This window comes from Caulobacter sp. KR2-114 (genome assembly GCF_049446115.1).
Classification (GTDB): Bacteria; Pseudomonadota; Alphaproteobacteria; order Caulobacterales; family Caulobacteraceae; genus Acaudatibacter.
This window is the reverse complement of record NZ_JBMSEC010000001.1, coordinates 1-23,823: the sequence shown is the minus strand read 5'-3', so window position 1 is coordinate 23,823 and position 23,823 is coordinate 1. Positions and strand designations below refer to the sequence as shown.

The 23,823-nt window shown below is 71.0% G+C and carries 19 protein-coding genes; 16 read left to right on the top strand and 3 right to left on the bottom strand.

What is annotated here, in order from left to right; all coding sequences use genetic code 11:
* Positions 1 to 74 precede the first annotated feature (74 nt).
* Positions 75 to 806 carry a hypothetical protein gene (locus ACO2Q3_RS00095; protein WP_423304283.1) on the top strand — a complete coding sequence of 244 codons (732 nt, stop codon included), beginning with the start codon at positions 75 to 77 and terminating at the stop codon, positions 804 to 806.
* Between the two features lie 153 nt (positions 807 to 959).
* Positions 960 to 2,135, top strand: a complete 1,176-nt coding sequence (locus ACO2Q3_RS00090; RefSeq protein WP_423304282.1) for an acetyl-CoA C-acyltransferase — start codon at positions 960 to 962, stop codon at positions 2,133 to 2,135.
* Positions 2,136 to 2,194: 59 nt separating this feature from the next.
* On the opposite strand, the gene ACO2Q3_RS00085 is transcribed toward ACO2Q3_RS00090, so the two are convergent.
* Positions 2,195 to 3,109 carry a D-alanyl-D-alanine carboxypeptidase gene (locus ACO2Q3_RS00085; protein WP_423304280.1) on the bottom strand — a complete coding sequence of 305 codons (915 nt, stop codon included), beginning with the start codon at positions 3,107 to 3,109 and terminating at the stop codon, positions 2,195 to 2,197.
* A gap of 90 nt (positions 3,110 to 3,199) precedes the next feature.
* Between ACO2Q3_RS00085 and ACO2Q3_RS00080 the strand changes: the two genes are divergently transcribed.
* Positions 3,200 to 4,360 carry a L,D-transpeptidase family protein gene (locus ACO2Q3_RS00080; protein WP_423304279.1) on the top strand — a complete coding sequence of 387 codons (1,161 nt, stop codon included), beginning with the start codon at positions 3,200 to 3,202 and terminating at the stop codon, positions 4,358 to 4,360.
* 70 nt (positions 4,361 to 4,430) lie between these two features.
* Positions 4,431 to 5,858: an amidase gene (locus ACO2Q3_RS00075; protein ID WP_423304278.1), complete on the top strand. Its 1,428-nt coding sequence runs from the start codon at positions 4,431 to 4,433 to the stop codon at positions 5,856 to 5,858.
* A 153-nt stretch (positions 5,859 to 6,011) separates the two neighbouring features.
* On the opposite strand, the gene ACO2Q3_RS00070 is transcribed toward ACO2Q3_RS00075, so the two are convergent.
* Complete coding sequence (locus ACO2Q3_RS00070) at positions 6,012 to 6,332, bottom strand: YbjQ family protein (protein WP_423304277.1); 321 nt, start codon at positions 6,330 to 6,332, stop codon at positions 6,012 to 6,014.
* Between the two features lie 160 nt (positions 6,333 to 6,492).
* Here ACO2Q3_RS00070 and ACO2Q3_RS00065 point away from each other — a divergent pair, with 160 nt between their 5' ends.
* The 11 genes from ACO2Q3_RS00065 to ACO2Q3_RS00015 all read left to right on the top strand — a co-directional run bounded on the left by ACO2Q3_RS00065 (position 6,493) and on the right by ACO2Q3_RS00015 (position 19,886).
* Positions 6,493 to 8,046, top strand: coding sequence for a tannase/feruloyl esterase family alpha/beta hydrolase (locus ACO2Q3_RS00065; protein ID WP_423304276.1), 1,554 nt, complete (start codon positions 6,493 to 6,495; stop codon positions 8,044 to 8,046).
* A gap of 67 nt (positions 8,047 to 8,113) precedes the next feature.
* Positions 8,114 to 9,526 carry an MFS transporter gene (locus tag ACO2Q3_RS00060; protein WP_423304275.1) on the top strand — a complete coding sequence of 471 codons (1,413 nt, stop codon included), beginning with the start codon at positions 8,114 to 8,116 and terminating at the stop codon, positions 9,524 to 9,526.
* A 1-nt stretch (position 9,527) separates the two neighbouring features.
* A complete protein-coding gene (locus tag ACO2Q3_RS00055) occupies positions 9,528 to 10,763 on the top strand; it encodes a pyridoxal-dependent decarboxylase (protein ID WP_423304274.1) in 1,236 nt (411 codons plus the stop codon).
* Between the two features lie 140 nt (positions 10,764 to 10,903).
* Positions 10,904 to 12,067 (top strand): MFS transporter, encoded by a 1,164-nt coding sequence (locus tag ACO2Q3_RS00050; protein ID WP_423304273.1) that lies wholly within the window; start codon positions 10,904 to 10,906, stop codon positions 12,065 to 12,067.
* Positions 12,068 to 12,154: 87 nt separating this feature from the next.
* Positions 12,155 to 13,471, top strand: coding sequence for an MFS transporter (locus ACO2Q3_RS00045; protein ID WP_423305635.1), 1,317 nt, complete (start codon positions 12,155 to 12,157; stop codon positions 13,469 to 13,471).
* A gap of 169 nt (positions 13,472 to 13,640) precedes the next feature.
* Entirely contained in the window at positions 13,641 to 14,729 is a 1,089-nt protein-coding gene (gene ald, locus ACO2Q3_RS00040) for an alanine dehydrogenase (protein ID WP_423304272.1), read from the top strand.
* Between the two features lie 154 nt (positions 14,730 to 14,883).
* The gene (locus ACO2Q3_RS00035; protein ID WP_423304270.1) at positions 14,884 to 16,383 is read left to right on the top strand and encodes an FAD-linked oxidase C-terminal domain-containing protein; all 1,500 of its coding nucleotides are present in this window, start codon (positions 14,884 to 14,886) and stop codon (positions 16,381 to 16,383) included.
* Positions 16,383 to 17,438 carry a glycolate oxidase subunit GlcE gene (gene glcE, locus ACO2Q3_RS00030; protein WP_423304269.1) on the top strand — a complete coding sequence of 352 codons (1,056 nt, stop codon included), beginning with the start codon at positions 16,383 to 16,385 and terminating at the stop codon, positions 17,436 to 17,438. The genes ACO2Q3_RS00035 and glcE overlap by 1 nt, the downstream gene beginning before the upstream one ends.
* The gene (gene glcF / locus ACO2Q3_RS00025) at positions 17,438 to 18,661 is read left to right on the top strand and encodes a glycolate oxidase subunit GlcF (RefSeq protein ID WP_423304268.1); all 1,224 of its coding nucleotides are present in this window, start codon (positions 17,438 to 17,440) and stop codon (positions 18,659 to 18,661) included. Before glcE ends, glcF begins: the two co-directional genes overlap by 1 nt.
* Positions 18,662 to 18,704: 43 nt before the next feature.
* Positions 18,705 to 19,097 carry an MmcQ/YjbR family DNA-binding protein gene (locus tag ACO2Q3_RS00020; RefSeq protein ID WP_423304267.1) on the top strand — a complete coding sequence of 131 codons (393 nt, stop codon included), beginning with the start codon at positions 18,705 to 18,707 and terminating at the stop codon, positions 19,095 to 19,097.
* Between the two features lie 9 nt (positions 19,098 to 19,106).
* Positions 19,107 to 19,886 carry a cyclase family protein gene (locus ACO2Q3_RS00015; protein ID WP_423304266.1) on the top strand — a complete coding sequence of 260 codons (780 nt, stop codon included), beginning with the start codon at positions 19,107 to 19,109 and terminating at the stop codon, positions 19,884 to 19,886.
* Positions 19,887 to 19,900: 14 nt separating this feature from the next.
* Here the strand turns inward: ACO2Q3_RS00015 and ACO2Q3_RS00010 are convergent, their stop codons facing one another.
* Complete coding sequence (locus ACO2Q3_RS00010; RefSeq protein ID WP_423304264.1) at positions 19,901 to 20,686, bottom strand: glutathione S-transferase family protein; 786 nt, start codon at positions 20,684 to 20,686, stop codon at positions 19,901 to 19,903.
* Positions 20,687 to 21,130: 444 nt separating this feature from the next.
* Between ACO2Q3_RS00010 and ACO2Q3_RS00005 the strand changes: the two genes are divergently transcribed.
* Positions 21,131 to 23,823 (top strand): beta strand repeat-containing protein (locus ACO2Q3_RS00005; protein ID WP_423304263.1); only part of this gene is annotated, 2,693 nt, incomplete at its 3' end.

Sequence of the window (23,823 nt, the reverse complement as noted above, 5' to 3'; positions counted from 1 at the left end):
CTCTGAATTCTGAGGCCCGATTTCCTGCCGGCGCTCTTCATTCGCGCCAGTCATTTTCGACGACCGAGGTTTTGATGACGACCGAGATTTCGATCGCCCAGCAGTTCTGTGGGCCCCCCAACTCCGGCAATGGCGGCTATGTCAGCGGCATCCTGGCCAAGCCGCTCAGCGGCGTGGTCACCGCCGTGCTGCGCGCGCCGCCGCCGCTCAACACGCCCCTGTTCCTCAAGCCGTTCGGCGATGGCGTGCGCCTGGAGACCGCCGAGGGCGACCTGATCGGCGAGGGCCGGCCGGGCGATATCTCCGACATCCCGACGCCGCCCGCGCCGCCGACGCTCGAGGAGGCCAAGGCGGCCGCGCCCGGCTTCCCGGGTCTGCACCGGCCGTTCCACCCGATCTGCTTCTCCTGCGGCGACAAGCTGGAGGAAGGCTTCGGCCTGCGCGTGTTCACCGGTCAGGTGGCGGGCCGAGAGCCCGGCCTGGTCGCCGGCCCCTGGACGCCCAATCCGGCGTTCGCCGACGAGGCCGGCCTGGTCCCCACCGAGGTGCTGTGGGCCGCGCTGGACTGCGCCGGCTCGGTGGCCTGGGTGGTGACCGAAGGTGGCGGCGGCCTGCTGGGCACCATGACCTGCGAGGTGCTGCGCCGGCCGGCGGTGGGCGAGGCCTGCATCGTCATGGCCTGGCCGATCGAGCAGCAGGGGCGCCGTCGCATTTCCGGCACCGCCCTGTTCACCGCCGGCGGCGAGCTGCTGGCCCGCAGCCACCAGGTCTGGATCGGCCGTCCGCCGGTGGCCCAGGCCGCCTGAGCCGGCGCCCCCGGCGTCGGGGCCGGTTCACCAAACGTCAGCCCAAAGGCAAAAACTCCCAAGCGGCAAAGGGATCGAGTCGCTTTTCGGTAGCCACGGGCCTATGGATCGTTATTTTTCGAACAACTGTTCTCCAGGGAGGTTTTTCGCATCATGCGTGAAGCGGTCATCGTGTCCTACGCTCGTACGGGTCTGGCTAAGGCTGGTCGCGGCGGTTTCAACATCACCCCCACCGTCTCCATGGGCGCCCACGCCGTGAAGCACGCGGTCGAGCGCGCCGGCGTCGAGAAGGAACTCGTCGAAGACTGCTACATGGGCAACGTGGCGCACGGCGCCGGCAACCTGGGCCGGCAAGTGGCCCTGCTGGGCGGCCTGCCGATCACCACCTCGGGCGTCACCGTCAACCGCTTCTGCTCGTCCGGCCTGCAGACCATCGCCATGGCCGCGCGCTACGTGATGGACGACGGCGCCGACTGCGTGGTGGCCGGCGGCGTGGAATCGCTGAGCTTCCCGGGCGGCGGCGGCGCGCGTGAGAACAACGACCCGAGGCTGACCGAACAGTACCCGGCGATCTTCATGCCGATGATCGACACCGCCGACATCGTCGCCGAGCGCTACAAGATCAGCCGCGAATACCAGGACGAGTACTCGCTGGAATCCCAGCGGCGCATGGCGGCCGCCCAGCAGGCCGGCAAGTACAAGGACGAGATCGTCCCGATGAAGACCCGCATGAAGACGGTCAACAAGGAGACGAAGGAAGAGTCGATCGTCGACGTCGTGGTCGACCGCGACGAGTGCAATCGTCCCGACACCACCCTCGAGGGCCTCGCCAAGCTGGCCCCGGTGAAGGGCCCGGACAAGTTCATCACCGCCGGCAACGCTTCGCAGCTGTCGGACGGCGCGGCCGCCGTGGTGATCATGGAAGCCAAGGAAGCCGAACGCCGCGGCCTCAAGCCGCTCGGCCGTTTCATGGGTTGGGCCGTCGCCGGCTGCGAACCTGACGAGATGGGCATCGGTCCGGTGTTCGCCGTGCCGCGCCTGCTGGAACGTCATGGCCTGAAGGTCCAGGACATCGACCTGTGGGAACTGAACGAGGCGTTCGCCTCGCAGTGCCTCTACAGCCGCGACAAGCTGGGCATCGACCCGGAGAAGTACAACGTCAACGGCGGCTCGATCGCCATCGGCCACCCGTACGGCATGACCGGCGCGCGCCTGACCGGGCACGTGCTGCAGGAAGGCCGTCGCCGCGGGAACGTGAAGCACGCCGTCGTCACCATGTGCATCGGTGGCGGCATGGGCGGCGCGGGCCTGTTCGAGGTCTACCAGTAGGCCTCACGCCCGATCAGACGACGGAAAGGGCCCGCTTCGGCGGGCCCTTTTTTTTGCGCTCAGCCGCCGGTCCATTCCCAGTGCCAGGGCTCGAAGGCGTAGTTGGCGAAGCCGAACCGGTCGGCGTTGGCCACCAGCCAGCGATAGACGGGGGTCTGGGCCTGGTAGAGCCGGTTGGCGTCCTGGGCGGAGTCGGGACTGAAGCCGGGCGCCGCGCCCAGGTCGAGGTCGACCGCGACACCGGTGCGATGCGCCGAGCAGTTGGCGCGGGTGACCGTGCCGCAGTCTCCGGCGGCCGCGCAGCGCACGGCGTCGAGCGCGGGGTCGCGGAAGCCCGAGAAGACCGTCAGCAGCTTCGGACTGGCGCGCAGCTCCGGCAGGTCGGCGCGCGCGGCGGCCAGCATCCGGCGGTAGGCGGCCAGCGCGTCCGAGCGCAGCTGGATCGGCGCGGCGCCATAGGTCTCGTCCGGCTGCAGGTCGCCGAGGCGCGCGGGATCCGGGGGCGGCGGGCACGCCCCGTGCGCGGTGGCCGCCACGAAGGGTCGCCGGCGCAGCCAGACGAGGTCGAGGGCCTTGAGCGTCGGCTCGTCCATCACCCCGCCGCCCGTAAGGCCATGCGCCCGCTGCCAGGCGTCGAGCGCCTGGGCGAAGCCGTCCTCGGCCGGGCCGCAGCCGGCGCCGATCTCGCGCGCCGTCAGGGGGACATAGACCCTCCAGCCGATCTCCGGTCGGCCGAGCGCTGACCATGCGGCCGTGTCCAGGCTCGCGCGATTGGCCGCCGCCGCGGCGGCGAAGGCGGGCGCCGGTTCGCAGGTCGCGGTCCGGCGCGGCGCGGGGGCTGGCGCCGCCATCGAGCCCAAGGCTGCGGGAGGTCGCGGAGCGACGGTTGGCGGCCGCGGGGAGCCCGTCAGCCAACGCCAGGCGAGCGCGATCAGCGCCAGCACGAAACCTGCCGCCACCACGGTCTGCAGCATGCGGCCGATCATGGCGCGCCGACCGGCGAGGGAACTCCGGCGGGTGCGGGGGCTTGTTCAAGCCTGATCCCTGCTTCGGAGTGCTGCGCCATGGCCGGCCTTTCTGTTCTTCGTCTGACTGCCGCTGTCGGCGTCCTGGGCGCCCTGGCCGGTTGCGACGACTTCAAGGATCATTCTCAGAAGTCCGTGACCCCGGCAGAGGTTGCGACGGCGGCCCGCCCGGTGACGTTGGCGGCGTCCTCGGCCTCGGCCGCGCCGGTGTTGGCGCCGCCGCCGGCCAATGTGGCGTTGAGCGATGCGAACCTGCCGCCGGCCGGTCTCGCCATCGACCAGGCGGTCCCGACCACCGCCCAGCCCGCGGCCAGGCCGGCGAGCTACGATCCGGTGCTGATCCGGGCCGAGGTGCTACTCGATCGCGCCGGCTTCTCGCCGGGCGCCATCGACGGGCGGGACGGCGAGAACCTGCACCGGGCGCTGAAGGCCTTCGCCGCCGCCCATGGCCTGGCCTCCACCGGCGCGCTCGACGCCGCCGTCTGGCAGGCGCTCAGCCAGGACGCCGCGCCGGTGATGCAGTCCTATGTGATTTCCGCGGACGACGAGGCCGGGCCGTTCATCGGCGCGATCCCGAAGGACTATCGCGCCATGGCGAAGCTGCCGGCGCTCGGCTTCACCGACCCGCGGCAGGAACTCGCCGAGCGCTTCCACATGGATCCCAAGCTGCTGGTGGCCCTGAACCCGGGCGCGGACCTGACCCAGGCCGGCGGCCGGCTGCTGGTGGTCGCACCGCGCAGCGGCCCGCGGGACTTCCAGGCGGCCCGGCTGGAGGTGGACAAGACCAACGAACAGGTCCGCGCCTACGGCGCCGACGGCAAGCTGCTGGCAGTGTATCCGGCCTCGGTGGGCTCCTCGGAGCGCCCGGCGCCGAGCGGCGTCTTCGCCGTCGCCGCGGTCGCGCCCCGGCCAGCCTATTACTACGACCCTTCGCGCCTGACCTTCACGCCGCAGGGGGCCAAGGGGAAGCTCAAGATCGCGCCCGGTCCCAACAATCCGGTAGGCTCGACCTGGATCGCCCTGACCGTGCCCACCTACGGCATCCACGGCGCGCCCGACCCGGTTCTGATTGGCAAGCGGCAGTCGCATGGCTGTGTGCGCCTGACCAACTGGGACGTGGTCGAGCTGGGCAAGGCGGTCAAGAAGGGGGTCAGCGTCGCCTTCGTCGGCCAGGACGCGCCGACCGGCGCGAAAACCTGAGCCTGGCGACTGGCGCGGCGCTCGGCGCCGGTCGATAGTGTGCGCTATCCCTTTCCCAGCGGAGCGCGCGATGGCCTTCGAAGACTACGCCAACCACGACGGCCTCGGCCTGGCCAACCTGGTCGCCCGGGGCGAGGTGTCGCCCGCGGAGCTGGTCGAGGCCGCCATCGAGCGGATCGAGCGCCACAACGGGGCGCTGAACGCCGTCACTTACAAGGCCTATGACGAGGCGCGGCAGGTCGCGGCCGGGCCGCTGCCGGATGGGTCGTTCAAGGGCGTGCCGTTCCTGATCAAGGATCTGGGCGCCCAGGTGAAGGGCTGGCCGCGCACCGCGGGCTCCAACTACGCCCAGGTGGCCGCGGACGCCGGCGACAGCGAACTGGTGCGGCGCTACCGCGCGGCGGGCGTGGTGCTGGTGGGCAAGACCAACACGCCGGAGTTCGGCATCCCGGGCGTGACCAATTCCGAGCGGCTGGGCGCCTGCGGCAATCCGTGGAATCCCGAGCACATCTCCGGCGGCTCGTCGGGCGGCGCCGCGGCGGCGACGGCGTCGGGCATGGTCCCTCTGGCGCACGCCAGCGACGGCCTGGGCTCGATCCGCATTCCGGCCGCCAACTGCGGCCTGGTGGGGATGAAGATCACCCGCGACCGCACCCCGATCTGCGAAGTCTCCGACGGGGCGATGGGCTTTTCCGTGCACCACGTCGTCAGCCGCACCGTGCGCGACAGCGCCGCCATGCTGGACGCCACCGGCTATGCCCAGCCCGCCGACCCGTTCCAGGCGCCGGCCAAGGACGGTCCCTACCTCGACGAGGTGTCGCGCAGCCCCGGAAAGCTGCGCATCGCCTGGTCGGCCGAAACGCCCAGCGGTCGGCCGATGGGCGACGAAATGCTCGCGGCCCTGGCCCGCACCGTCGACGCCCTGAAGCACCTCGGGCACGAGGTGTTCGAGCAGGGCCTGGGCATCGACTACCGCCAGCTCTACCGGGCCCAGGGCGCCGTCAGCGCCTCGAACTTCGCCGCCAATATCCAGCGCTGGGTCGAACGGCTGGGCCGCGAGCCGCAGCCCGGGGAACTGGGGCCCCTGGCGCAGCGGGCTTATGAGGGCGGCCAGCGGCTCACCGGCCAGCAGGCGTTCTGGGGCTGGCAGCAGCTGCGGTTGATGAACCGGCAGATCCTGGAGCGGTTCGAGACCTTCGACGTGTTCCTGACGCCGACCATGAGCCGCACTTCGCCGCGCATCGACTGGCTGAACCCCCTGACCGTCGAGCTCAAGGAGTTCGATCGCCGGCAGGCCGACACCTACGCCACCACGCCGCCGTTCAACTTCACCGGCCAGCCGTCGGTGTCGCTGCCGCTGTGGCAGTCCGATGACGGCCTGCCGATGGGCATGATGTTCACCGGCCGCTTCGCCGACGAGGCGACCCTCTATCGCCTGGCGGGCCAGCTGGAAAAGGAACTGCCCTGGAAGGACCGCCGCCCGCCGCTCTACGGATGAGCCACTCGTTCTCTTCCCCTTTGGGGGAAGTCCCCGCGAAGCGGGGGTAGGGGGCTCCAGCGGAGAACGGGCCCTTGCGGCTCGGCCGGCGCGCTTCAGCCCCCATCCCGGCCTTCGGCCGTACTTCCCCCGATGGGGGAAGGGAGATGAAGCTCAAGCCGGCTCGACGACCACGGCAGTGCCGTAGGCCAGCACCTCGGTGATGCCTTCCATGATCTCGTTGGCGTCATAGCGCATGGCGATGATGGCGTTGGCGCCCTGTTCCTGGGCGTGCTGCACCAGGTGGTCGTAGGCCTCCTGGCGGGCCGTCTCGGCCAGGTTGACGTAGACCGACAGCTTGCCGCCGAACAGGCTCTGGATACCGCCGGCGAAGTTGCCGATCACGCTGCGCGACCGCACGGTGATCCCCCGCACGATGCCGATGTGGCGCACCACGCGATGGCCGGGGACGTCGTTGCTGGTCGAGACGAGCATGGGGTTCTCCTCAAAGGGGCGCGGGGACGATGGCCCGGCGTCCGCCGCGAGGCAAGCTGGGCGAACGAGGGTTCGCGCCCCTTGCGCTGGCGGCAAGGCTTGGGAAAACTCGGGTCCTGCGCGCCGGGGTCGGACCGGGCGGGGAGGGGTGTTCAGAGTCATGCGTGGTTTTGGGTGGTTGGGCGCCGGTGTGCTGGCGCTGGCGGGTCTGCTTCTGTCGCCGCAGGCGGCTTCGGCGCGGGAGCTGAAGTGCGCGGACCTGCGCGACATCGCCCTGGATCACGCCGGGGTGACCAAGGTCACCACCGAGGCGCTGAGCGACACCGTCAACGCCTGCCGCCTGCAGGTCACGGCCAAGCCGACGCCGGGCTCGGACATCCGCATCGAGGTGTGGATCCCGGTGGGCGGCGCCTGGAACGGCAAGTTCGTGCAGTTCGGCAACGGCGGCTTCGCCGGCCGCATTCCGACCGCCTATATCAAGGCCGCGGCGGCGCAGGGCTACGCCACCGCCGCCACCGACGACGGCCACCAGACGGACCAGGGCACGGACGGGCGCTGGGCGCTGCGCCATCCGGAGAAGGTCGCCGACTTCGGCTGGCGGGCGCTGAAGGTCACCACCGACGTCGGCAAGGCGCTGATCCTGGCGCAGAAGGGCGTCGGGCCCGGCAAGTCGTACTTCGACGGCTGTTCGGACGGCGGCCGCGAGGCGTTGATGACCGCGCAGCGCCAGCCGGAGGACTTCGACGGCATCGTCGCCGGCGCGCCCGCCTACGACTTCACCCATCTGCTGGGCTACGCGGCGTTCGAGGCCCAGGCGCTGAAGGCCGCGCCGGACGCCTACCTCGGACCGCCGCAGCTGGCGATCCTGCAGGCGGCGGCGCTGAAGGCCTGCGCCGGCGGCGGGAGCTACATCGTCGATCCCATGGCCTGCCGGTTCGATCCCGGGCAGGCGCAGTGCCGGCCTGGCCAGAACGGAGGGGACTGCCTGACCGCCGCCCAGGTGGGCGCGGCGCGGGCGATCTACGGCGGGCTGCATGACCCGCGCAGCGGCAAGCTGCTGATGCCGGGACTGACCTTCGGCGGCGAGGCGCAACCGGGCGGCTGGGAGGCCTGGGTCACCGGCCCCTCGGGCGATCGCCTTGACCAGGCGCGCTCGAACCAGTTCGGCAGCAACTTCTTCAAGTACATGGCCTTCGGCGACCCGGCCTACGACATGCTGAAGCTGGACCTGGGGGCGGGCCTGGACGAGGCGCGCGGGCGCACCAGCCACGATCTCGACGCCGTCGATCCCGACCTCGGCCGGTTCAAGGCGCACGGCGGCAAGCTGATCCAGTTCCACGGCTGGAACGACGCGGCGATCCCGGCCCGCCTGTCGATCGCCTACTACGAGGACGTGCGCCGCACGATGGGGCCGACGGACGGCTTCTACCGGCTCTACATGGTCCCCGGCATGCTGCATTGCGGCGGCGGGGCGGGGCCGGGGAACGTCGACTGGCTGGCGCAGCTGGACCGCTGGGTGACCGTGGGCGAGGCCCCGGGGCCGCTGCAGGCCGGCGCCGGTTCGCCCGCGGCGCCCGGTCCGGCCGACGCGCCGGGGCAGCTGCTGTGTCCCTACCCGCAGGTGGCGACCAAGGCGCCGTCCGGCTGGCGCTGCGGCGGCGCGGCGTCGGCGGCGCCCCCGGCCAGGCGCGGCCGACGAGGGCGGCACGCTTAACAGCGATCACCGAGACTTCCGTGGCGCGGGATTCCTGCTAGGACGGCGCCATAGAGAAGGAAACGCTTTGACCGATGCTGTGATTGAAGAACAGGCGGTTGCGACGAGCGAATTGGACGCCGCGGCCGCCGCCGAAGCCGAATACGAGAAATTTGTCTGGGATAACCTGCCGCGCAATTTCGCCGGCCATTTCATGCACGGCATGCTGGGGATGACGGGCTTTCGCCTGTTCAACGCCCCGACCTTTCTGCCGGCCTATCTTGGCCACATCTCGGGCGGCTCGCCGCTGATCGTGGGCCTTGGCGGCTTCTGCCAGCAGGTGGGCGCGGTGGTTTCGCCCATCGTCGGCGCCGCCAACATCGAGCACCGCAAGCGGGTGCTGCCGGTGTCCATGTTGATGGGCACAATGATGCGCCTGGGCATGCTCGGCATTTCGCTGGCCGGATGGTTCCTCACCGGCAACCTGCGACTGATGCTGATCGTCACCCTGATCTTCCTGTTCCTCATGGGGTTCTTCCAGGGCGCCCAGGGCGTGGCGTTTCAGCTGCTGCTGGCCAAGGTGATCCCCATCAAGCGGCGCGGCATCCTCCAGTCGCTGCGCAACGTCATCGGCGGCTTGGTGGCCGCCGCGCTGTCGTTCGTCGCCGGGCGCTACATCATCCAGAAGAATCTGTTCGGCAACGGATACGCCACGACCTTCTTCCTCGCCGTGATCCTGACCAGCGCGGGCCTGACCGCCCTGGCCTTGCTGATGAAGGAGCCGGAGCCGCCCACAGTGCGCGAGAAGACCAGCGTTCTGGCGCGGATGAAGGACTTCCCAGAGCTGATCATGGCCGACAAGAGCTTCAAGTTCTTCATGTTGGCCCAGCTGCTGTCGTCGGCGGCGCGGATGGCGATCCCGTTCTTCATCGGCGCCTCGGCCAAACTGGTCACCGTCGACGGCAACCTGCAGGCAGGACTGACGCTGGCGTTCCTGCTGGCCGACACCCTGACCAATATGGGCTGGGGCTACATGGGCGACAGATTCGGCTTCCGGACCACCTTCATCGGCTCGGTGATGCTGTGGATCGCGGCCACGGCAGTCTTCATCTTTGCCAGGCAGCTGCCCAGCCTGCACCTCCCGGGCTACGCCATCGACCTCTGGTTCGTGCATCTGCACGGCGCCGGCATGAGCGGCGTGGTCCTGTGGATCTTCGTCAGCTACATCGGCCTGGGGTCCGCGCTATCCGGCCAGATGATGAGCTCGCAAACCATGGTCCTCGAGTTCGGCACGCGGGAGGACATGGCCATGCGACTGGCCCTGACCCAGACCGCCCAGGGCATAACGGCGGCCATTGGACCGCTGATCGGCGGTGTGATCGTCCATCAGCTCGGCTACAGCACCATGTTCTCTGTCTCGATCGCGTTCCTGATCATGGGCCTGATGATCCTGCTGACCCTGGTGGAAGAGCCGCGAAATCGAAGGAAGGCGACGGTCTGACATGCGCGCATCCCTGCCCGAAGCGGGCGAAGCCTGGCCCGAACTGAAGGCCCGCATGGCCGCGATGGGGGGAGGGGATGTCGACTGGCGCCACGGCCGGGCCGCCGTCTACGTGTTCAACGCCGGCGAGGACATCGAGGCCGTCCAGGAAGCGGCCTATACGATGTACATGGCCGAGAACGGTCTTGGTCCCTCGGCCTTCCCCAGCCTGAAGAGCATGGAGGAGGCGGTGATCGGCTATGGCCTGTCGCTGCTGCATGCGCCCGAGGGCGCGGCCGGCTCGATCACCTCGGGCGGCACCGACAGCATCACCATGGCGCTGAAGGCCGCCCGCGATCATGCGCGCAGGACGCGGGGCGTCACCGGGCCGGTGAACATCGTCCTGCCGCGCTCGGCGCACCTGGCGTTCGACAAGGCCGCCGCCCTGATGGAGATCGAGGTCCGCCGGGTCGCGCTGAAGGAGCTGCTGGCCGATCCCGCCGCCATCGATGCCGCCGCCGATGGCCAGACGGTGATGATCGTCGGCTCCGCCCCATGCTTTCCCTACGGCCTGATCGACCCGATCGGCGAGCTGGGACGGCTGGCCGAGGCGCGGGGGCTGTGGCTGCACGTCGACGCCTGCGTCGGCGGCTATGCGGCGCCGTTCGTGCGCCTCAACGGCGGCGACATCCCGGACTTCGACTTCGCCGTGCCGGGGGTCTCGTCGATGTCGGCCGATCTGCACAAGTACGGCTTCTGCGCCAAGGGCGCCTCGACCGTGCTGTTCCGCTCCGCCGAGCTGCACAAGGCCATGATCTTCGACTTCCGCGACTGGCCGGGCGGGCGGATGGTCACCCCGACCCTGGCCGGCACCCGGCCGGGCGGCGCGATCGCCGCCGCCTATGCGGTGATGAGCTACCTTGGCGTCGAAGGCTACCGCGCCCGGCACAAGCAGGTCACCGACGCGCGGGAGATCATCGAGGCGGGACTGCGCGCCCGCGGCTACCAGGTGCAGGGTCGCCCGCAACTGGGTCTCATCGCCTATTCCGGCATGACCAACCCGGGCGCGCTGTGGATGAAGCTGCGCGAGCGCGGCTGGTTCACCTCCACCACGTCCGAGCCGCCGGGCCTGCACCTGATGCTGTCGCCGGTGCACCTGGGCGTGGCGCAAACCTATCTCGACGATCTCGACTGGGCGGCGAAGGCGCTGGGCGACACGCCGGCGCCGGCCGGAGAAGCCGCGCGCTACGGCGGCTAGGCTCCCGGCGCCGGCGGAACCGCGCGGCGGCAATCGGCGGCGCCCGGATGGCGGCGTTGTAACTCGCCTTGCCGCCGACGATGCGATAGCGCTCGCGGTCTGCGATCCCCTCGAAACGGCGGCCATCCGCCGGAGCGCCAATGGCCTTCCTGACCAACAGCGCCGTGAACCGCGCCAACCTGCACTATGCGATCCAGGCGCTGGCCATGGGCGCGGGCGGGGTGTTCTTCCTGGCCTACCTGCTGCACGCCGGGGTCTCCGTGCCCGTGACCCTGCTGACCCAGGTGGCGATCGTGGCCTGCCGCTATGGCGCGCGCCAGGGGGTGCTGCCGCTGGCCCGGCGCTTCGGCCTGAAGCCGCTGCTGATCGCCGGGGCGCTGATGATGGGGGCGCAGTATCCGCTCTTGTCGCAGGTGCGCGGCGTCGACGGCTGGCTGGCCGCGACCGTGGTCATGGCCTCGGTGGGGGACGCCCTCTACTGGCCCTGCTACCACGCCTTCTTCGCCGCCCTGGGCGACTCCGAGGCGCGGGGCCGCCAGATCGGCGCGCGGGAGGCCGCCGCCGCGGCAGTCGGCGTCGTCGCGCCGCTGCTGGGCGCCTGGATGCTGACCCGGTTCGGCCCGCTGGGCGGCTTCGGCGTCGTCGCCCTGATCCAGGCGGCCTCCGCGCTGCCACTGCTCGGCGCGCCGAACATCGGCATCGAACGGCGTCCCGCCCCCGAACGGCCGCAGGCGCGCATGGCCATGGCCCTGTTCGTGGCCGACGGCTGGACCGCAGCGTGCTTCTTCTTCGTCTGGCAGGTCGTGTTGTTCATCTCCCTGGGGCGCAACCTGGCGGCCTACGGCGGGGCCGCCGCCCTGGCGGCGCTGGCCGGGGCCGCGGCGGGCCTGATGACCGGCCGGTTCATCGACCTTGGCCATGGGCGGCGGGCGGCGCTGATCGCCAACCTGGTGTTCGCCGTGGCGGCCCTGCTGCGGGCGGCGAGCGTCGGCTCGCCGTGGCTGGCGGTGGGCGCCAACGCCCTGGGCGCGTTCGTGGCCACGCCCGTGGTCGCCGCCACCATGACCGCGGTCTACAACCTGGCCAAGGCCTCGCCCTGCGCCTTGCGCTTTCACGTCGCCATCGAGGGTGGCTGGGACCTTGGGTGCGCCGCAGGCTGCCTGACCGCCGCCGGCCTGATCGCGGCCGGGGCGCCGCTGTCGGCGGTGATTGGGCTGACCGTGCTGGGCGCCGGCGCAAACGCCGCCCTGTTGTGGCGCCACTATGCGGCGGGCGCCTCCGACGACGCCGCCGTCCCCGCCTGAACGCCACGGACAAAGTTTTGCGTGGCGCGCCGTGGCCGCGCTGCTAGCGTGCCCGCAACCAGCACGTTGGAGGCGGATTTGGCCGAAGTGGCGCTCCCGATCGAAGTCACCGCCATCCCCGACCAGGCGCCGCACCCCGCGCCCCCGGCCAGCACCCTGCAGCGGATAGGCGTGCTGCTCAGCGGCGGCGTCGTGCTGGTGCTGCTGCAGTTCGCCTCGCCGGCCGTCGGCCTGATCGGCCTGCCGATCACCTTCTTCCTGAAGAACAAGCTGCACCTCGACGCCCAGGCGGTGGCCAACTTCAACCTGTTCGCCTCGATCCCGCTGATCTTCTCCTTCCTGATCGGCTTCCTGCGTGACCGCTGGAACCCGTTCGGCCTGGGCGACCGCGGCTATCTGTCGATCTTCGGCGCCCTGACGGCGGCGGGTTTCGGCCTCGTCGCCTTCCTGCCGCCCAGCTACGCGACCCTGCTGTTCGGCGTGCTGCTGGTCTCCACCGGCCTGATGCTGTGCTCCAGCGCCGCACGGGCGCTGACCTCCGCCATCGGCCAGAAGAACGCGGTCACCGGGATGGCCGGCACCATCGTCAACCTCGCCTCGCTGCTGCCCGACGCCGGCTCCTACGCCCTGGGCGGCTTCCTCAGCCAGTCGCTCGAGGGGCAGCAGGCGGCCGCGGCGGCGCGGGCCATCTTCCTGGTCGGCGCCGGGCTGATGTTCGCGGTCATGCTGTTCGGCCTGTTCGGGCCGCGGCGACTGTTCGATTCCAGCGTCACCACACGCGGCCAGTTCACCTTCCTCGCCGACGTCGGCCGCCTGGCCGGACATTGGCCGATCTACGTGGTGCTGACCATCTACGTGCTCTGGCAGTTCGGCCCCGCGGGCGGGGTGGCCCTGCAGTACCACCTGTCCAACGACCTGCACGCCAGCGACGCCCAGGTCGGCCTCTGGTACGCCCTGTTCTCGCTGGGCTTCATCCCCGTCATCACCGCCTATGGCTGGCTGTGCAGCAAGCTGAAGCTCTCGACCCTGCTGTGGATCGGCACCCTGCTGGCCATCCCGCAGTTCGCGCCGTTCTTCTTCATCCACTCGGTGAACGACTCGCTGGTCGCCGCGGTGGCGCTGGGGGTGCTCGGGGGCCTGGGGCAGGGGGCCTACGTCGACCTGGCGATCCGGGTGACGCCCAAGGGCCTGCAGGGCACGATGATGATGCTGCTGATCAGCACCTACTGGTTCGCCTACCGCGGCGGCGACCTGCTGGGCGCGAGGCTCTACAAGGAAGGGGGGTTCAACACCGCGGTGATCGTCACCATCATGGTCTATGCCCTGATCCTGCCGATGCTGCTGCTGGTGCCCAAGCGCTATACCAACACCGTGGACGGGCAGGTCAGCGCCTTGCCGGCCTGAGGCCCGCTTGCCGCCGCGATGCGCAATCTCATTGCGCGATGCTGTATCGAGGTGAAAATTTGTTGTGCCCTGATCGGTAAAGCCGGGTCGTGAATTCTCACGACTTTGGCGGTGACGGCATGAATTCCCACATGCTATGAGGCGCCCGCCCAACGGAGGAACCTCGTCCATGCGCATCGGCATCCCCAAGGAGATCAAGACCCTGGAGTTCCGGGTCGGCGCCACGCCCGGCGTGGTGCAGCGCCTGGTGCGAGAGGGGCACGAGGTCTTCGTCGAGGCCGCCGCGGGCGCGGGCATCGGCCTGGCCGACAGCGTCTACGCTGGCGTGGGCGCGCAGGTCCTGCCGACCGCCGACGCGGTGTTCGATGCGGCCGAGATGATCATCAAGGTCAAGGAACCGCAGGCGGTCGAGATCGCCCGGCTGAAGCCGCGGCACATCCTGTTCACCTATCTGCACCTGGCCGCCGATCCGGACCAGGCCAAGGGGCTGATGGCCTCCGGCTGCACCGCCATCGCCTACGAGACCATCACCGACCGCTGGGGCCGGCTGCCGCTGCTGGCGCCGATGAGCCAGGTGGCCGGGCGCATGTCGGTGGACGTGGGGGCGATCAACCTGCTCAAGCCCGCCGGCGGGCGCGGCATGCTGCTGGGCGGCGCGCCCGGCGTGCTGCCGGCGCGGGTGCTGATCCTGGGCGGCGGCGTCGCCGGCAAGCACGCGGCGCAGATGGCCATCGGCCACGGCGCCGACGTCACCCTCTACGACATCTCCGCTCAGCGCCTCGAGGAACTGGACGATCAGTTCCACGGCCGGCTGAAGACCGCCTATTCCACCCATGACGCCGTGGCCGAGGCGTTGCCCACCGCGGACCTCGTGATCGGCTGCGTGCTGATCCCCGGCGCCCGGGCGCCCAAGCTGGTGACCCAGGCGGACCTGGCCAACATGAAGCCGGGCTCGGTGCTGGTGGACGTCGCCATCGACCAGGGCGGTTGCTTCGAGACCAGCCATCCCACCACCCACGCCGATCCGACCTATGTGGTCGACGGGGTGATCCATTATTGCGTGGCCAACATGCCGGGCGCGGCGCCGCTGACCAGCACCTACGCCCTGAACGCCGCCACCGCGCCGTACATCTCCGACCTGGCCGCCAAGGGCGTCGACGGCGCCTTCGCCGACGATCCCGGCTTCGCGGCCGGCCTCAACGTGCAGGGCGGCCACATCACCCACGTGGCCGCGGCGAAGTCGCTCGGCTTCAGCTGAGGTCTGCGCCGGCCCCTCACCCAACCCTCTCCCCGCGAGCGGGGCGAGGGCTTTTTCCAGCGAACCGTTCGACCTCCGAGCCCTCGCCCCCTTTTGGGGGAGAGGGTTGGGTGAGGGGGCTCGCCACGCGGGCGTCCCGTGCTAAGCCAGACCCATGCTCGACACGTTCGACGACCGGCTGGATCCCACGTTCGCCCCCGTTGACCGCGCGGCGCTGATCGCGCGGTTGCGGACCATCCTGCCGGCTGGCGGACTGATCACCGAGGCCGAGGGCCTGCGCCCCTACGAGAGCGACGGCTTCTCCGGCTACCGGGTGCTGCCGGCGGTGGTCGCCATGCCGACGCAGACGGTCCAGGTGCAGGCGATCCTGCGAGCCTGTTCTGAGATGGGCGTCCCGGTGGTGGCGCGCGGCGCCGGCACCGGGCTCTCCGGCGGCGCCTTGCCCTATCCGGGTTGCGTGCTGCTGAGCCTCGGCAAGTTCAATCGCATCCTGTCGATCGACGCCGATTCCCGCTCGGCGGTGGTGCAGCCGGGGGTGCGCAACCTGGCGATCTCCGACGCGGTGGCCCCGCTCGGCCTGTTCTACGCCCCCGACCCGTCCTCGCAGCTGGCCTGCTCGATCGGCGGCAACGTGGCCGAGAACGCGGGCGGCGTGCACTGCCTGAAGTACGGCCTGACGGTGCACAACATCCTGAAGGTGGAGATGGTCACCCTGGCGGGCGATCTGGTCACCCTGGGCGGCGGGTGCCTGGACACGCCCGGCTTCGACCTGCTGGCGCTGATCACCGGCTCGGAAGGGCTGCTGGGCGTGATCACCGAGATCACCGTGCGGCTGACGCCCTTGCCCAGCTTCACCCAGGTGATGCTGGTGGCCTTCGACGACGTGCGCAAGGCCGGCGCGGCGGTGGCGGACATCATCGCCGCCGGGGTGATCCCCGCGGGCCTGGAGATGATGGACGGCCCGGCGCTGCGGGCGGCCGAGCAGTTCGCTCACGCCGGCTACCCCACCGACGCCGAGGCGATCCTGCTGTGCGAGCTGGACGGGGCGGAGGCGGACGTCGGCGAGGAGCTGGCGCGGGTGGCCGATCTCTGCCGTGCGGCGGGCGCCACCGAGGTGCGGCTCGCCCGCGACGAGGCCGAGCGCAAGACCTTCTGGGCCGGGCGCAAGGGGGCCTTCCCGGCCATGGGACGCCTGGCGCCCGACTACTACTGCATCGACGGCACCATCCCGCGCCACCAGCTGCCGCACGTGCTGAGCGAGATCAGCCGGCTGTCGGAGGTGCATGGGCTGCTGGTGGCCAACGTGTTCCATGCCGGCGACGGCAATCTGCACCCGCTGATCCTGTACGACGCCAACGCGCCGGGCGACCTGGAAAGGGCCGAGGCCATGGGCGGGGCGATCCTGGAGCTGTGCGTCTCGGTCGGCGGCTCGATCACCGGCGAGCACGGCGTGGGGCGCGAGAAGATCAATCAGATGTGCGTGCAGTTCACCCCGGACGAGGTCGAGGCCTTCGCCGCCATCAAGGCCGCCTTCGATCCCCAGGGGTTGCTCAACCCGGGCAAGACCATCCCGACCCTGGCGCGCTGCGCCGAGTACGGGGCCATGCACGTGCACAGGGGCGAGCTGCCGCACCCCGAGCTGCCGCGGTTCTGATGGCCGACGCAGACCTCTCGAACGATCTGGGCGAGCGGGTGCGCGCGGCCGCCGACGCCGGCCAGGCGCTGCGGCTGGTCGGCGGCGACACCAAGGCCTTCTACGGCCGCGCGGTCGCGGGCGAGCCCCTGCCGCTGGCCGGCCACGCCGGCATCGTCGCCTATCAGCCGAGCGAGCTGGTGATCACCGCGCGCGCCGGCACGCCTCTGGCGGAGATCGAGGCGGTGCTGGCCGAAGGCGGCCAGATGCTGGCGTTCGAACCGCCCTCCACGGGGCCCGCCAGCACCCTCGGCGGCGTGGTGGCCGCGGGCCTCTCCGGTCCCCGCCGGCCCTTCGCCGGCGCGGTGCGCGACAGCGTGCTGGGGGTGACCATCCTGGACGGTCTCGGCCGGCGGCTGCGCTTCGGCGGCACGGTGTTCAAGAACGTCGCCGGCTTCGACGCCTTCCGCCTGATGGCCGGGGCGCAAGGGGCGCTGGGGGTGCTGCTGGACATCTCCCTGCGCGTAGCGCCGCGTCCGCGGGCCGAGGCCGCCCTGGCGTTCGAGATGGGCTGGAGCGAGGCCCAGGGCCGCATCGCCGGCCTGATGCGCCGGCCGCTGCCGCTCTCTGCGGCCGCCCACCACCAGGGCCGGCTGCACCTGCGCCTGTCCGGCCCCGAGGCGGCGGTCGCCGCGGCGCGCGCCGAGCTGGGCGGCCAGGACGATGCGCCCGGCTTCTGGGACGCCGTGCGGCACATGGCGCTGCCGGTGTTCACCCCGCCCAAGGGCCTCTGGCGGCTGTCCGTGCCGCCGCTGTCCACAGTCGACCTGCCGGGCGAGATGTTCATCGACTGGGGCGGCGCCCAGCGCTGGCTGGCCGCGGGCGAGGATCCGACCCGGGTGCGGGTGGCGGCGGCCACTGCCGGCGGCCACGCGACTCTTTTCTTCGGCGAGGGGCCGGCCGAGACGCCGTTCGCCCCGCTGGCGCCCGCGCTGCACGCCCTGCACAAGCGCCTGAAGGCGGCGCTGGACCCCAGGGGCATCCTCAACCCCGGCCGCCTCTACCCGGATCTCTGATGCGCACCACCCTCGACCCCAAGTTCGCGGCGACGCTCGAAGGCCAGGCGGCCGACGAGGTGCTGCGCGCCTGCGTGCATTGCGGCATGTGCAACGCCACCTGTCCGACCTTCCAGCTGACCGGCGACGAACTCGACGGCCCGCGCGGGCGCATCTACCTGATGAAGCAGGTGCTGGAGGGGCAGAAGGCCGGCCCGATCACCCAGGACCATCTCGACGCCTGCCTCACCTGCCGGGCCTGCGAGACCACCTGTCCCTCCGGCGTGGAATACCACCGCCTGCTGGACGTCGGCCGCGAGGTGGTCGCCCGCCAGGTCCCGCGCCCCTGGCCCGAGCGCTTCAAGCGCTGGGCGCTGCGCCAGGTCGCCGCCCATCCGGGCCGGCTGCGCCCGCTGATGGCTCTGGGCCGTGCTTTCCGCTTCGCCCTCCCGGCATCGCTCGCCGCCAAGCTCAAGGCCCCGCCGCCCGCGCCGTCGATGCCCGCCCGCCAGCACGTCCGGCGCATGACGCAGCTGGGCGGCTGCGTGCAGCCGGTGGCCGCGCCGCACTTCAACGCCGTCACCGCCCGGGTGTTCGACGCCTGCGGGATCAGCCTGGGCGAGGCGCCGGGCGCCGGTTGCTGCGGCGCGCTCAGCTTCCACCTCGACGCCCAGGACGAGGCCAGGGCCTTCGCCCGCCGCAACATCGACGCCTGGATCGGCGAGCTCGACGCCGGGTCCGAGGCGATCGTGGTCAACGCCTCCGGCTGCGCGGCGTTCATCGCCGACTACCCCGACCTGCTGCGCGGCGACCCGGCCTATGCCGACAAGGCCCGCCGCGTGGCCGCCGCCCTGCGCGACCCGATCCAGGTGCTGGAGGACGCCGACCTGCCGGCTACGGCGGCGCCGGCCCATCCGCGCATCGCCGTGCACGAGCCCTGCACCCTGCAGCACGGCCTGCGCCTGCCGGGCCGGATCGGCCGCCTGCTGACCCGGCTGGGCTACCAGCCGCAGCCGGTCGCCGACGCCCATCTGTGCTGCGGCTCGGCCGGAGCCTACTCCCTGTTGCGACCGGACATGGCCGAGCCGCTGCGTGCGGCCAAGGTCGCCGCCCTCAACGCCCACAGCCCCTCGGCCGTCTACACCGCCAACATCGGCTGCTGGATGCACCTGGGCGAGACTTCGCCGGCGCCGGTGCGCCACTGGCTGGAAGCGGTGGACGACCTGATCGGTCCGGCCGCTTGACCGCAAAGCCGGTGCGGGCGCTACTCCGCGGCGGAGGAACGCGATGGCCGAAGACGCCGCCAAGGCCGCCGAGCAGGCGCTGATCGCCTACGCCCTGGGCTTTCCCGGCGGGTGGGAGGACCATCCGTGGGACCACACCGTGGTCAAGGTCGGCAAGAAGGTGTTCGTGTTCTTCGGCGGGGCGGCCTCGCCGCCGGGCGTGCTGAGCCTGACCGTCAAGCTGCCGATCTCCGCCGAGATGGCCCTGACCCTGCCCTATGTGAGCAAGGCCGGGCACGGGCTTGGCAAGTCCGGCTGGGTCCACGCCGTGTTCCAGCCCGGCGACGCCATCGATCACCAGACGCTGCGCGGCTGGATCGCCCAGAGCTACCGCGCCGTGGCGCCGAAGCGCCTGACCAAGCAACTGGACGGCCCCAACGCCGTCGCCGCGCAATAGGGAGGCCCCATGGCCCGCCGCTTCGTCGACCTGTCCATCGCCCTGGAAGTGGGCGTGCCCTCCGACCCGCCGGGCATGGAGCCGAAGATCACCTATACCCGGCACGCCGACTCCGTGCCGCAGATGGCGCGCAGCTTCCCCGGCCTGACCGCCGAAGACCTGCCGGACGGCGAGGGCTGGGCGGTGGAGACGGTGACCATCTCCACCCACAACGGCACGCACATGGATGCCCCCTGGCACTTCCATTCCACCACCGACCACGGGGCGCGGCCCGCGCCCGCCATCGACGAGACGCCGCTGGACCTGTGCCTGCGTCCGGGGGTGAAGCTGGACTTCCGCGGCCTGCCGGACGGCTACGTCGCCACCGCCGCCGACGTCGAGGCCGAACTGGCGCGCATCGGTCACGCGCTGCAGCCGCTGGACATCGTGCTGGTCAACACCCGCGCCGGGTCGGTGTTCGGCCAGCCGGAGTACATCCATGCCGGCTGCGGCATGGGCCGCGAGGCGACGCTGTATCTTACCGAGCGTGGGGTGCGGGTGGTCGGCACCGACGCCTGGTCATGGGACGCGCCGTTCAGCCATACTGCGCGGCGCTGGGCCGAGGATCGCGACCCGAAGATCATCTGGGAGGGCCACAAGGCCGGCCGCGAGATCCCGTACTGGCAGATGGAGAAGCTCTCCAACCTGGAGGCGCTGCCGGCCTTCGGCTTCGAGGTGGCGTGCTTTCCGGTGAAGATCAAAGGCGCCTCCGCCGGCTGGACGCGGGCGGTGGCGATCTTCGAGGACTAGGGTGGAGGCGCCCCTCAGCCGAAGTCCGGCGAGAAGCGGATGTTGCCGGCCTCCAGGCCCTTCAGCACCACGTCCACGCCGCCGGCCTTGATCATCCATTCCAGGCGGTGGTCGCGGTACTCGCGCTTGAACAGGCCCTGGCGCACCAGGCTGGCGACGTCGGTCAGGGCCCCGTCGAAGGCCCGGCTCTCGGCGATGGTCTGGGCCACCGACGGGCGAGCGAAGGCGCGGGCGCACCAGTCGGCGAGCGGCGAGCCCTCGGCCGGCCGGTGGCCGACGCCGATCGCCGTGCCGACGAACGGCGCCACGCACAGATCGCCCCAGCCGAACTCGGCGCCGTTGAACCAGTCGCGCGAACCGAGCTGCTTTTCCAGCCAGGCATAGAAGCCCTGGGTCTGCTCGGCGGCCCGGGCCTTGAGCTGCTCGGCAAGGTCGCCCTCGGCGCGGCGGAACCAGTTGATCTCGCCCATGGCCCAGTTCACGGCCTCGAAGTGGGTGTCCATCACCTCCTCGATCATCCGCACCCGCGCGCGCTCGCCGGCGCCGTGCGGCAGCAGGGCCGGGGAGGGCCAGTTGTCCTCGATGTATTCCAGGATGATGGTGGAATCGAAGACGGCGGTCTCGTCGTCGATCAGCGCCGGCACCTCGGCGCGCGGATTGGCGTCCACGAACTGGCCGGCCGCGCCGCCGGCGCCGAGGCCGCCGGGCATGGCGAGCTCGAAGGTCAGGCCCTTTTCGCGCAGCGCGATCTTCACCTTCTGGGCGTAGGGGGAGAGGGGGTGCTCGTAGAGGGTGATCATTTCGTTTCCTCGTTCGGCGCGGGTCGTAGCGCCCCTCAGCCTTCCACAACCACGGCCCCGCCATCTTTTCGCGGCGAGGCCTGGCCTTGCGCCCACCATAGCGGCCAGCAACGTACGGTGGCGAGTCGGTGCGCGCATGCTGGTCCCGAAGAGAGGTCTGCCGGCCCTCTCAGGCGGGCGGATATCCAGTTCGCAGAGCGCGCGGCCTCAGTGAGCAGATTTTCTGCCCTCCGGAGGATTAGTTTTGCCTGCCCGTAACTTCGCGGGCCGCTGACATGCCGTGTGCCATATCCTTCGCTCTGCTGTGGAAAGACTGGGCCGTGGCAGAGATAGCCTGTTGCGCAGCTTGCCGAACCGGCTGTAGATGCCCGATCGAACACCGTTCCCTGGGAGCGGTGTGCCCGCACGCAATGTGCCCAAGAAACGCTGAGGGGCTTCAAAAGCATGTCTCGTTCTAGCCGCGCTTCCGTCCGTAATCGGGTCTCGCTGCTCGCCACGTCCTCGTTCGTGGCGTCTTCGCTACTGGCCGGTGTCGGGGGCGTCGCCCTGACGACCTTCACCCCAGCGGTCGCGCTCGCGGCCACCTGCACCCAGAACCCCGGGCCATACAGCGCGCCGGCGACCTCGACCGGCGGCACGATCATCTGCGGTCCTGGCCCGATCAACAGCATCGGCTTCAAGTCGAACACCACGGGCACCAACCTGGCGCTGTCGGGCAACCTGGTGGTGAACGGTTCTGCGGCGGGCGACGGCGGCGTGCTGCTGACCTCGACCGGCGCGCAGAACCTGGCGGTCTATGTTCCGGTCGATGGCCTCTCGGGCGGCAGCATCAATTCCTCCGGTTCCGGCGATGCCGGCATCGCGGTGGTCAGCAACGGCGGCAATGTGCAGATCGCCAACGGCGGGGCCAGCGGCGCCTACGCCATGACGGTCACCGGCGCGACGGATGGCCTCTTCGCGACGACGACGGGCGGCGGCACGATCATCGTGACGGCCGGCGCCAACGTGACGGGCAATGCGGTCGACGGCATCGAAACCTCGGCCGCGACGGGGACGACCAACACGACGATCAACACCGGCGTCACGGTCGCCGGCGCCAACTACGGCGTGGATGATCGTTCGACCGGCGGCAATATCACCCTGACCAACAACGGCACGGTGACGGGCAACGTTCGCCTGACCACCGGCGGCACGGGGACGGGCGTCGCGACGGCCAGCCTGGCCGGCAACGTCAATGGCAACAACTTCGGCACCGGCGCGGTGCAACTGATCGGCAACACCGACTCGTTCACCCAGACGGGTACGTCGGTGGTGACGGCGAGCAACAACCAGAACGGCGTGAACATCCTCGCCGGCACAGGCGGCGCCACGGTCAACACCTCCGCCGGCTCGGCCATCCACGGCTCCGGTTCGGGTACGGGCCTGGCGGTGAACTCCACCGGCAACGTGTCGGGGACCCTGGCCGGCAACATCAGCGGCGACTACGCCGCAGACGTGAACGTCACCGGCACCGCCACGGTCAACCTGACCTACAGTGGTGCGGTCACCGGCACCAACGGCGGCATCAACCAGACCTCGGTCAACGGCTCCAACACCGCCACCATCGGCGCGACGGCGGTGGTGACCTCCACCGGGGCGGTCGGCAACAACGCCGCGCTGAACGTGAAGTCCACCGGCGGCGGCGCGGTGACGGTCACCGCCACGGCGCCCGGCTCGGTCATCCACACCACGGGCGGCACGGGCGCCGGCATCGACGCGGAAAGCGACACGGGCGCGGTGACGGTCGACGTCAGCGGCGCGACGGTCACCAGCGCCGGCGGCACGGGCATCATCGCCAAGATCAACAATGCGGGCTCGAACCAGCCGCTCAGCGTCACCACGGGCGCCGTGACCGGCGCGAACGGCGGCATCGTCGTCTCCAACGTCGGCACCGGCTCGACGTCCGTCCACGCCCAGGGCGCGGTGCAGGGCGGCACGGGTGTGGGCATCTCGGTGACCGGCGGGACGCTGGGCATCAGCGGTCCGGCCTCGGCCACCGCCGACGCCAACGTCTCCGGCGCCAGCGGCATCGTCGTGACCCAGAACGGTTCCAGCGCGGCGACCGTGACGGTGAACAATGGCGCCCTGATCACCGCCACCAACGGCAACGGCATCACTGTCACCGGCAACGACTTCCTCACCGGGGGCACCGACACCGTCGTCATGAACGGCGGCGCGTCCGTCACCGCCACCAACGGCAGCGGCATCGTGGTCAACGATCATGGCCTGGGCGGGACGGCCAGCGTGACGCTGAACGGTACGGGCGGCGCCATCAACGTGACGGGCGCCGGCGGCGGCCTGGCCGGCATCCAGGTGGTCAGCTCGGGCGGCCTCGGCAACAACGACGCCAGCGCGGCGGTCACCACCAACGCCGGCCTCGGCATCAGCGTGGGCGCCACCGGCGGCAACGGTGACATCGGCATCGAGGCGCGGACCGACGACATCGGCGGCAACGGCGCGAGCGTGACCCTCGGCGCCACCAACACCATCACGGTCGGCAGCGCCGCCGCGACGGGCGGCGTCGGTGTCGAGGCTGTGGCCCTGAGCGGCAGCGGCCCGGCGCATGTGACCGGCGGCGCGGGCGATGTGATCTCCGTCACCGGCACGGGCGCCGTGGGCGTCCAGGCGGTGGCCGGGACCGGCAACGCGACCGTCGACGGCTTCACCGGGGGCTCGATCACCGCCACCAACGGCGTGATCGGCGGCGCGGGCGTCCTGGCGCAGACAGGCAGCACGGGCAACGCCACCGTCACCCTCGGCACGACCGCCGTGACGAACAACAACGGACGCGGCATCGTGGTCGCGTCCGTTGACGGCACGGCCTCCGCGACGACGGGCGGCAACGTGACCTCGACCAACGGCGCGGCGATCGACGTCACGGCCACGGGGTCGGGCGCGGTGTCGGCGACGGTGTCGCCTGGCGCGGCGCTGATCCAGGCGACCAACGGCGCGGGCATCAACGCGGTGGCGAACACCGGCGGGGTGACGGTGCTGACCGGCGCCGGCACGGACGTCAGCTCGGGCACGGGCGGCTTTGCCTCGATCAACGCTTCCGACACCGGCACGGCCGGCTCGGTCAGCGTGACCACCAACGGCAC

What these genes read in the sequence shown, in the direction of transcription:
- ACO2Q3_RS00095 (WP_423304283.1), top strand. Translation starts at nt 75, where the DNA reads ATGACGACCGAGATTTCGATCGCCCAGCAGTTCTGTGGGCCCCCCAAC.
- ACO2Q3_RS00090 (WP_423304282.1), top strand. Translation starts at nt 960, where the DNA reads ATGCGTGAAGCGGTCATCGTGTCCTACGCTCGTACGGGTCTGGCTAAG.
- ACO2Q3_RS00085 (WP_423304280.1), bottom strand. Translation starts at nt 3,109, where the DNA reads ATGCTGCAGACCGTGGTGGCGGCAGGTTTCGTGCTGGCGCTGATCGCG.
- ACO2Q3_RS00080 (WP_423304279.1), top strand. Translation starts at nt 3,200, where the DNA reads ATGGCCGGCCTTTCTGTTCTTCGTCTGACTGCCGCTGTCGGCGTCCTG.
- ACO2Q3_RS00075 (WP_423304278.1), top strand. Translation starts at nt 4,431, where the DNA reads ATGGCCTTCGAAGACTACGCCAACCACGACGGCCTCGGCCTGGCCAAC.
- ACO2Q3_RS00070 (WP_423304277.1), bottom strand. Translation starts at nt 6,332, where the DNA reads ATGCTCGTCTCGACCAGCAACGACGTCCCCGGCCATCGCGTGGTGCGC.
- ACO2Q3_RS00065 (WP_423304276.1), top strand. Translation starts at nt 6,493, where the DNA reads ATGCGTGGTTTTGGGTGGTTGGGCGCCGGTGTGCTGGCGCTGGCGGGT.
- ACO2Q3_RS00055 (WP_423304274.1), top strand. Translation starts at nt 9,528, where the DNA reads ATGCGCGCATCCCTGCCCGAAGCGGGCGAAGCCTGGCCCGAACTGAAG.
- ACO2Q3_RS00050 (WP_423304273.1), top strand. Translation starts at nt 10,904, where the DNA reads ATGGCCTTCCTGACCAACAGCGCCGTGAACCGCGCCAACCTGCACTAT.
- ald (WP_423304272.1), top strand. Translation starts at nt 13,641, where the DNA reads ATGCGCATCGGCATCCCCAAGGAGATCAAGACCCTGGAGTTCCGGGTC.
- ACO2Q3_RS00035 (WP_423304270.1), top strand. Translation starts at nt 14,884, where the DNA reads ATGCTCGACACGTTCGACGACCGGCTGGATCCCACGTTCGCCCCCGTT.
- glcE (WP_423304269.1), top strand. Translation starts at nt 16,383, where the DNA reads ATGGCCGACGCAGACCTCTCGAACGATCTGGGCGAGCGGGTGCGCGCG.
- glcF (WP_423304268.1), top strand. Translation starts at nt 17,438, where the DNA reads ATGCGCACCACCCTCGACCCCAAGTTCGCGGCGACGCTCGAAGGCCAG.
- ACO2Q3_RS00020 (WP_423304267.1), top strand. Translation starts at nt 18,705, where the DNA reads ATGGCCGAAGACGCCGCCAAGGCCGCCGAGCAGGCGCTGATCGCCTAC.
- ACO2Q3_RS00015 (WP_423304266.1), top strand. Translation starts at nt 19,107, where the DNA reads ATGGCCCGCCGCTTCGTCGACCTGTCCATCGCCCTGGAAGTGGGCGTG.
- ACO2Q3_RS00010 (WP_423304264.1), bottom strand. Translation starts at nt 20,686, where the DNA reads ATGATCACCCTCTACGAGCACCCCCTCTCCCCCTACGCCCAGAAGGTG.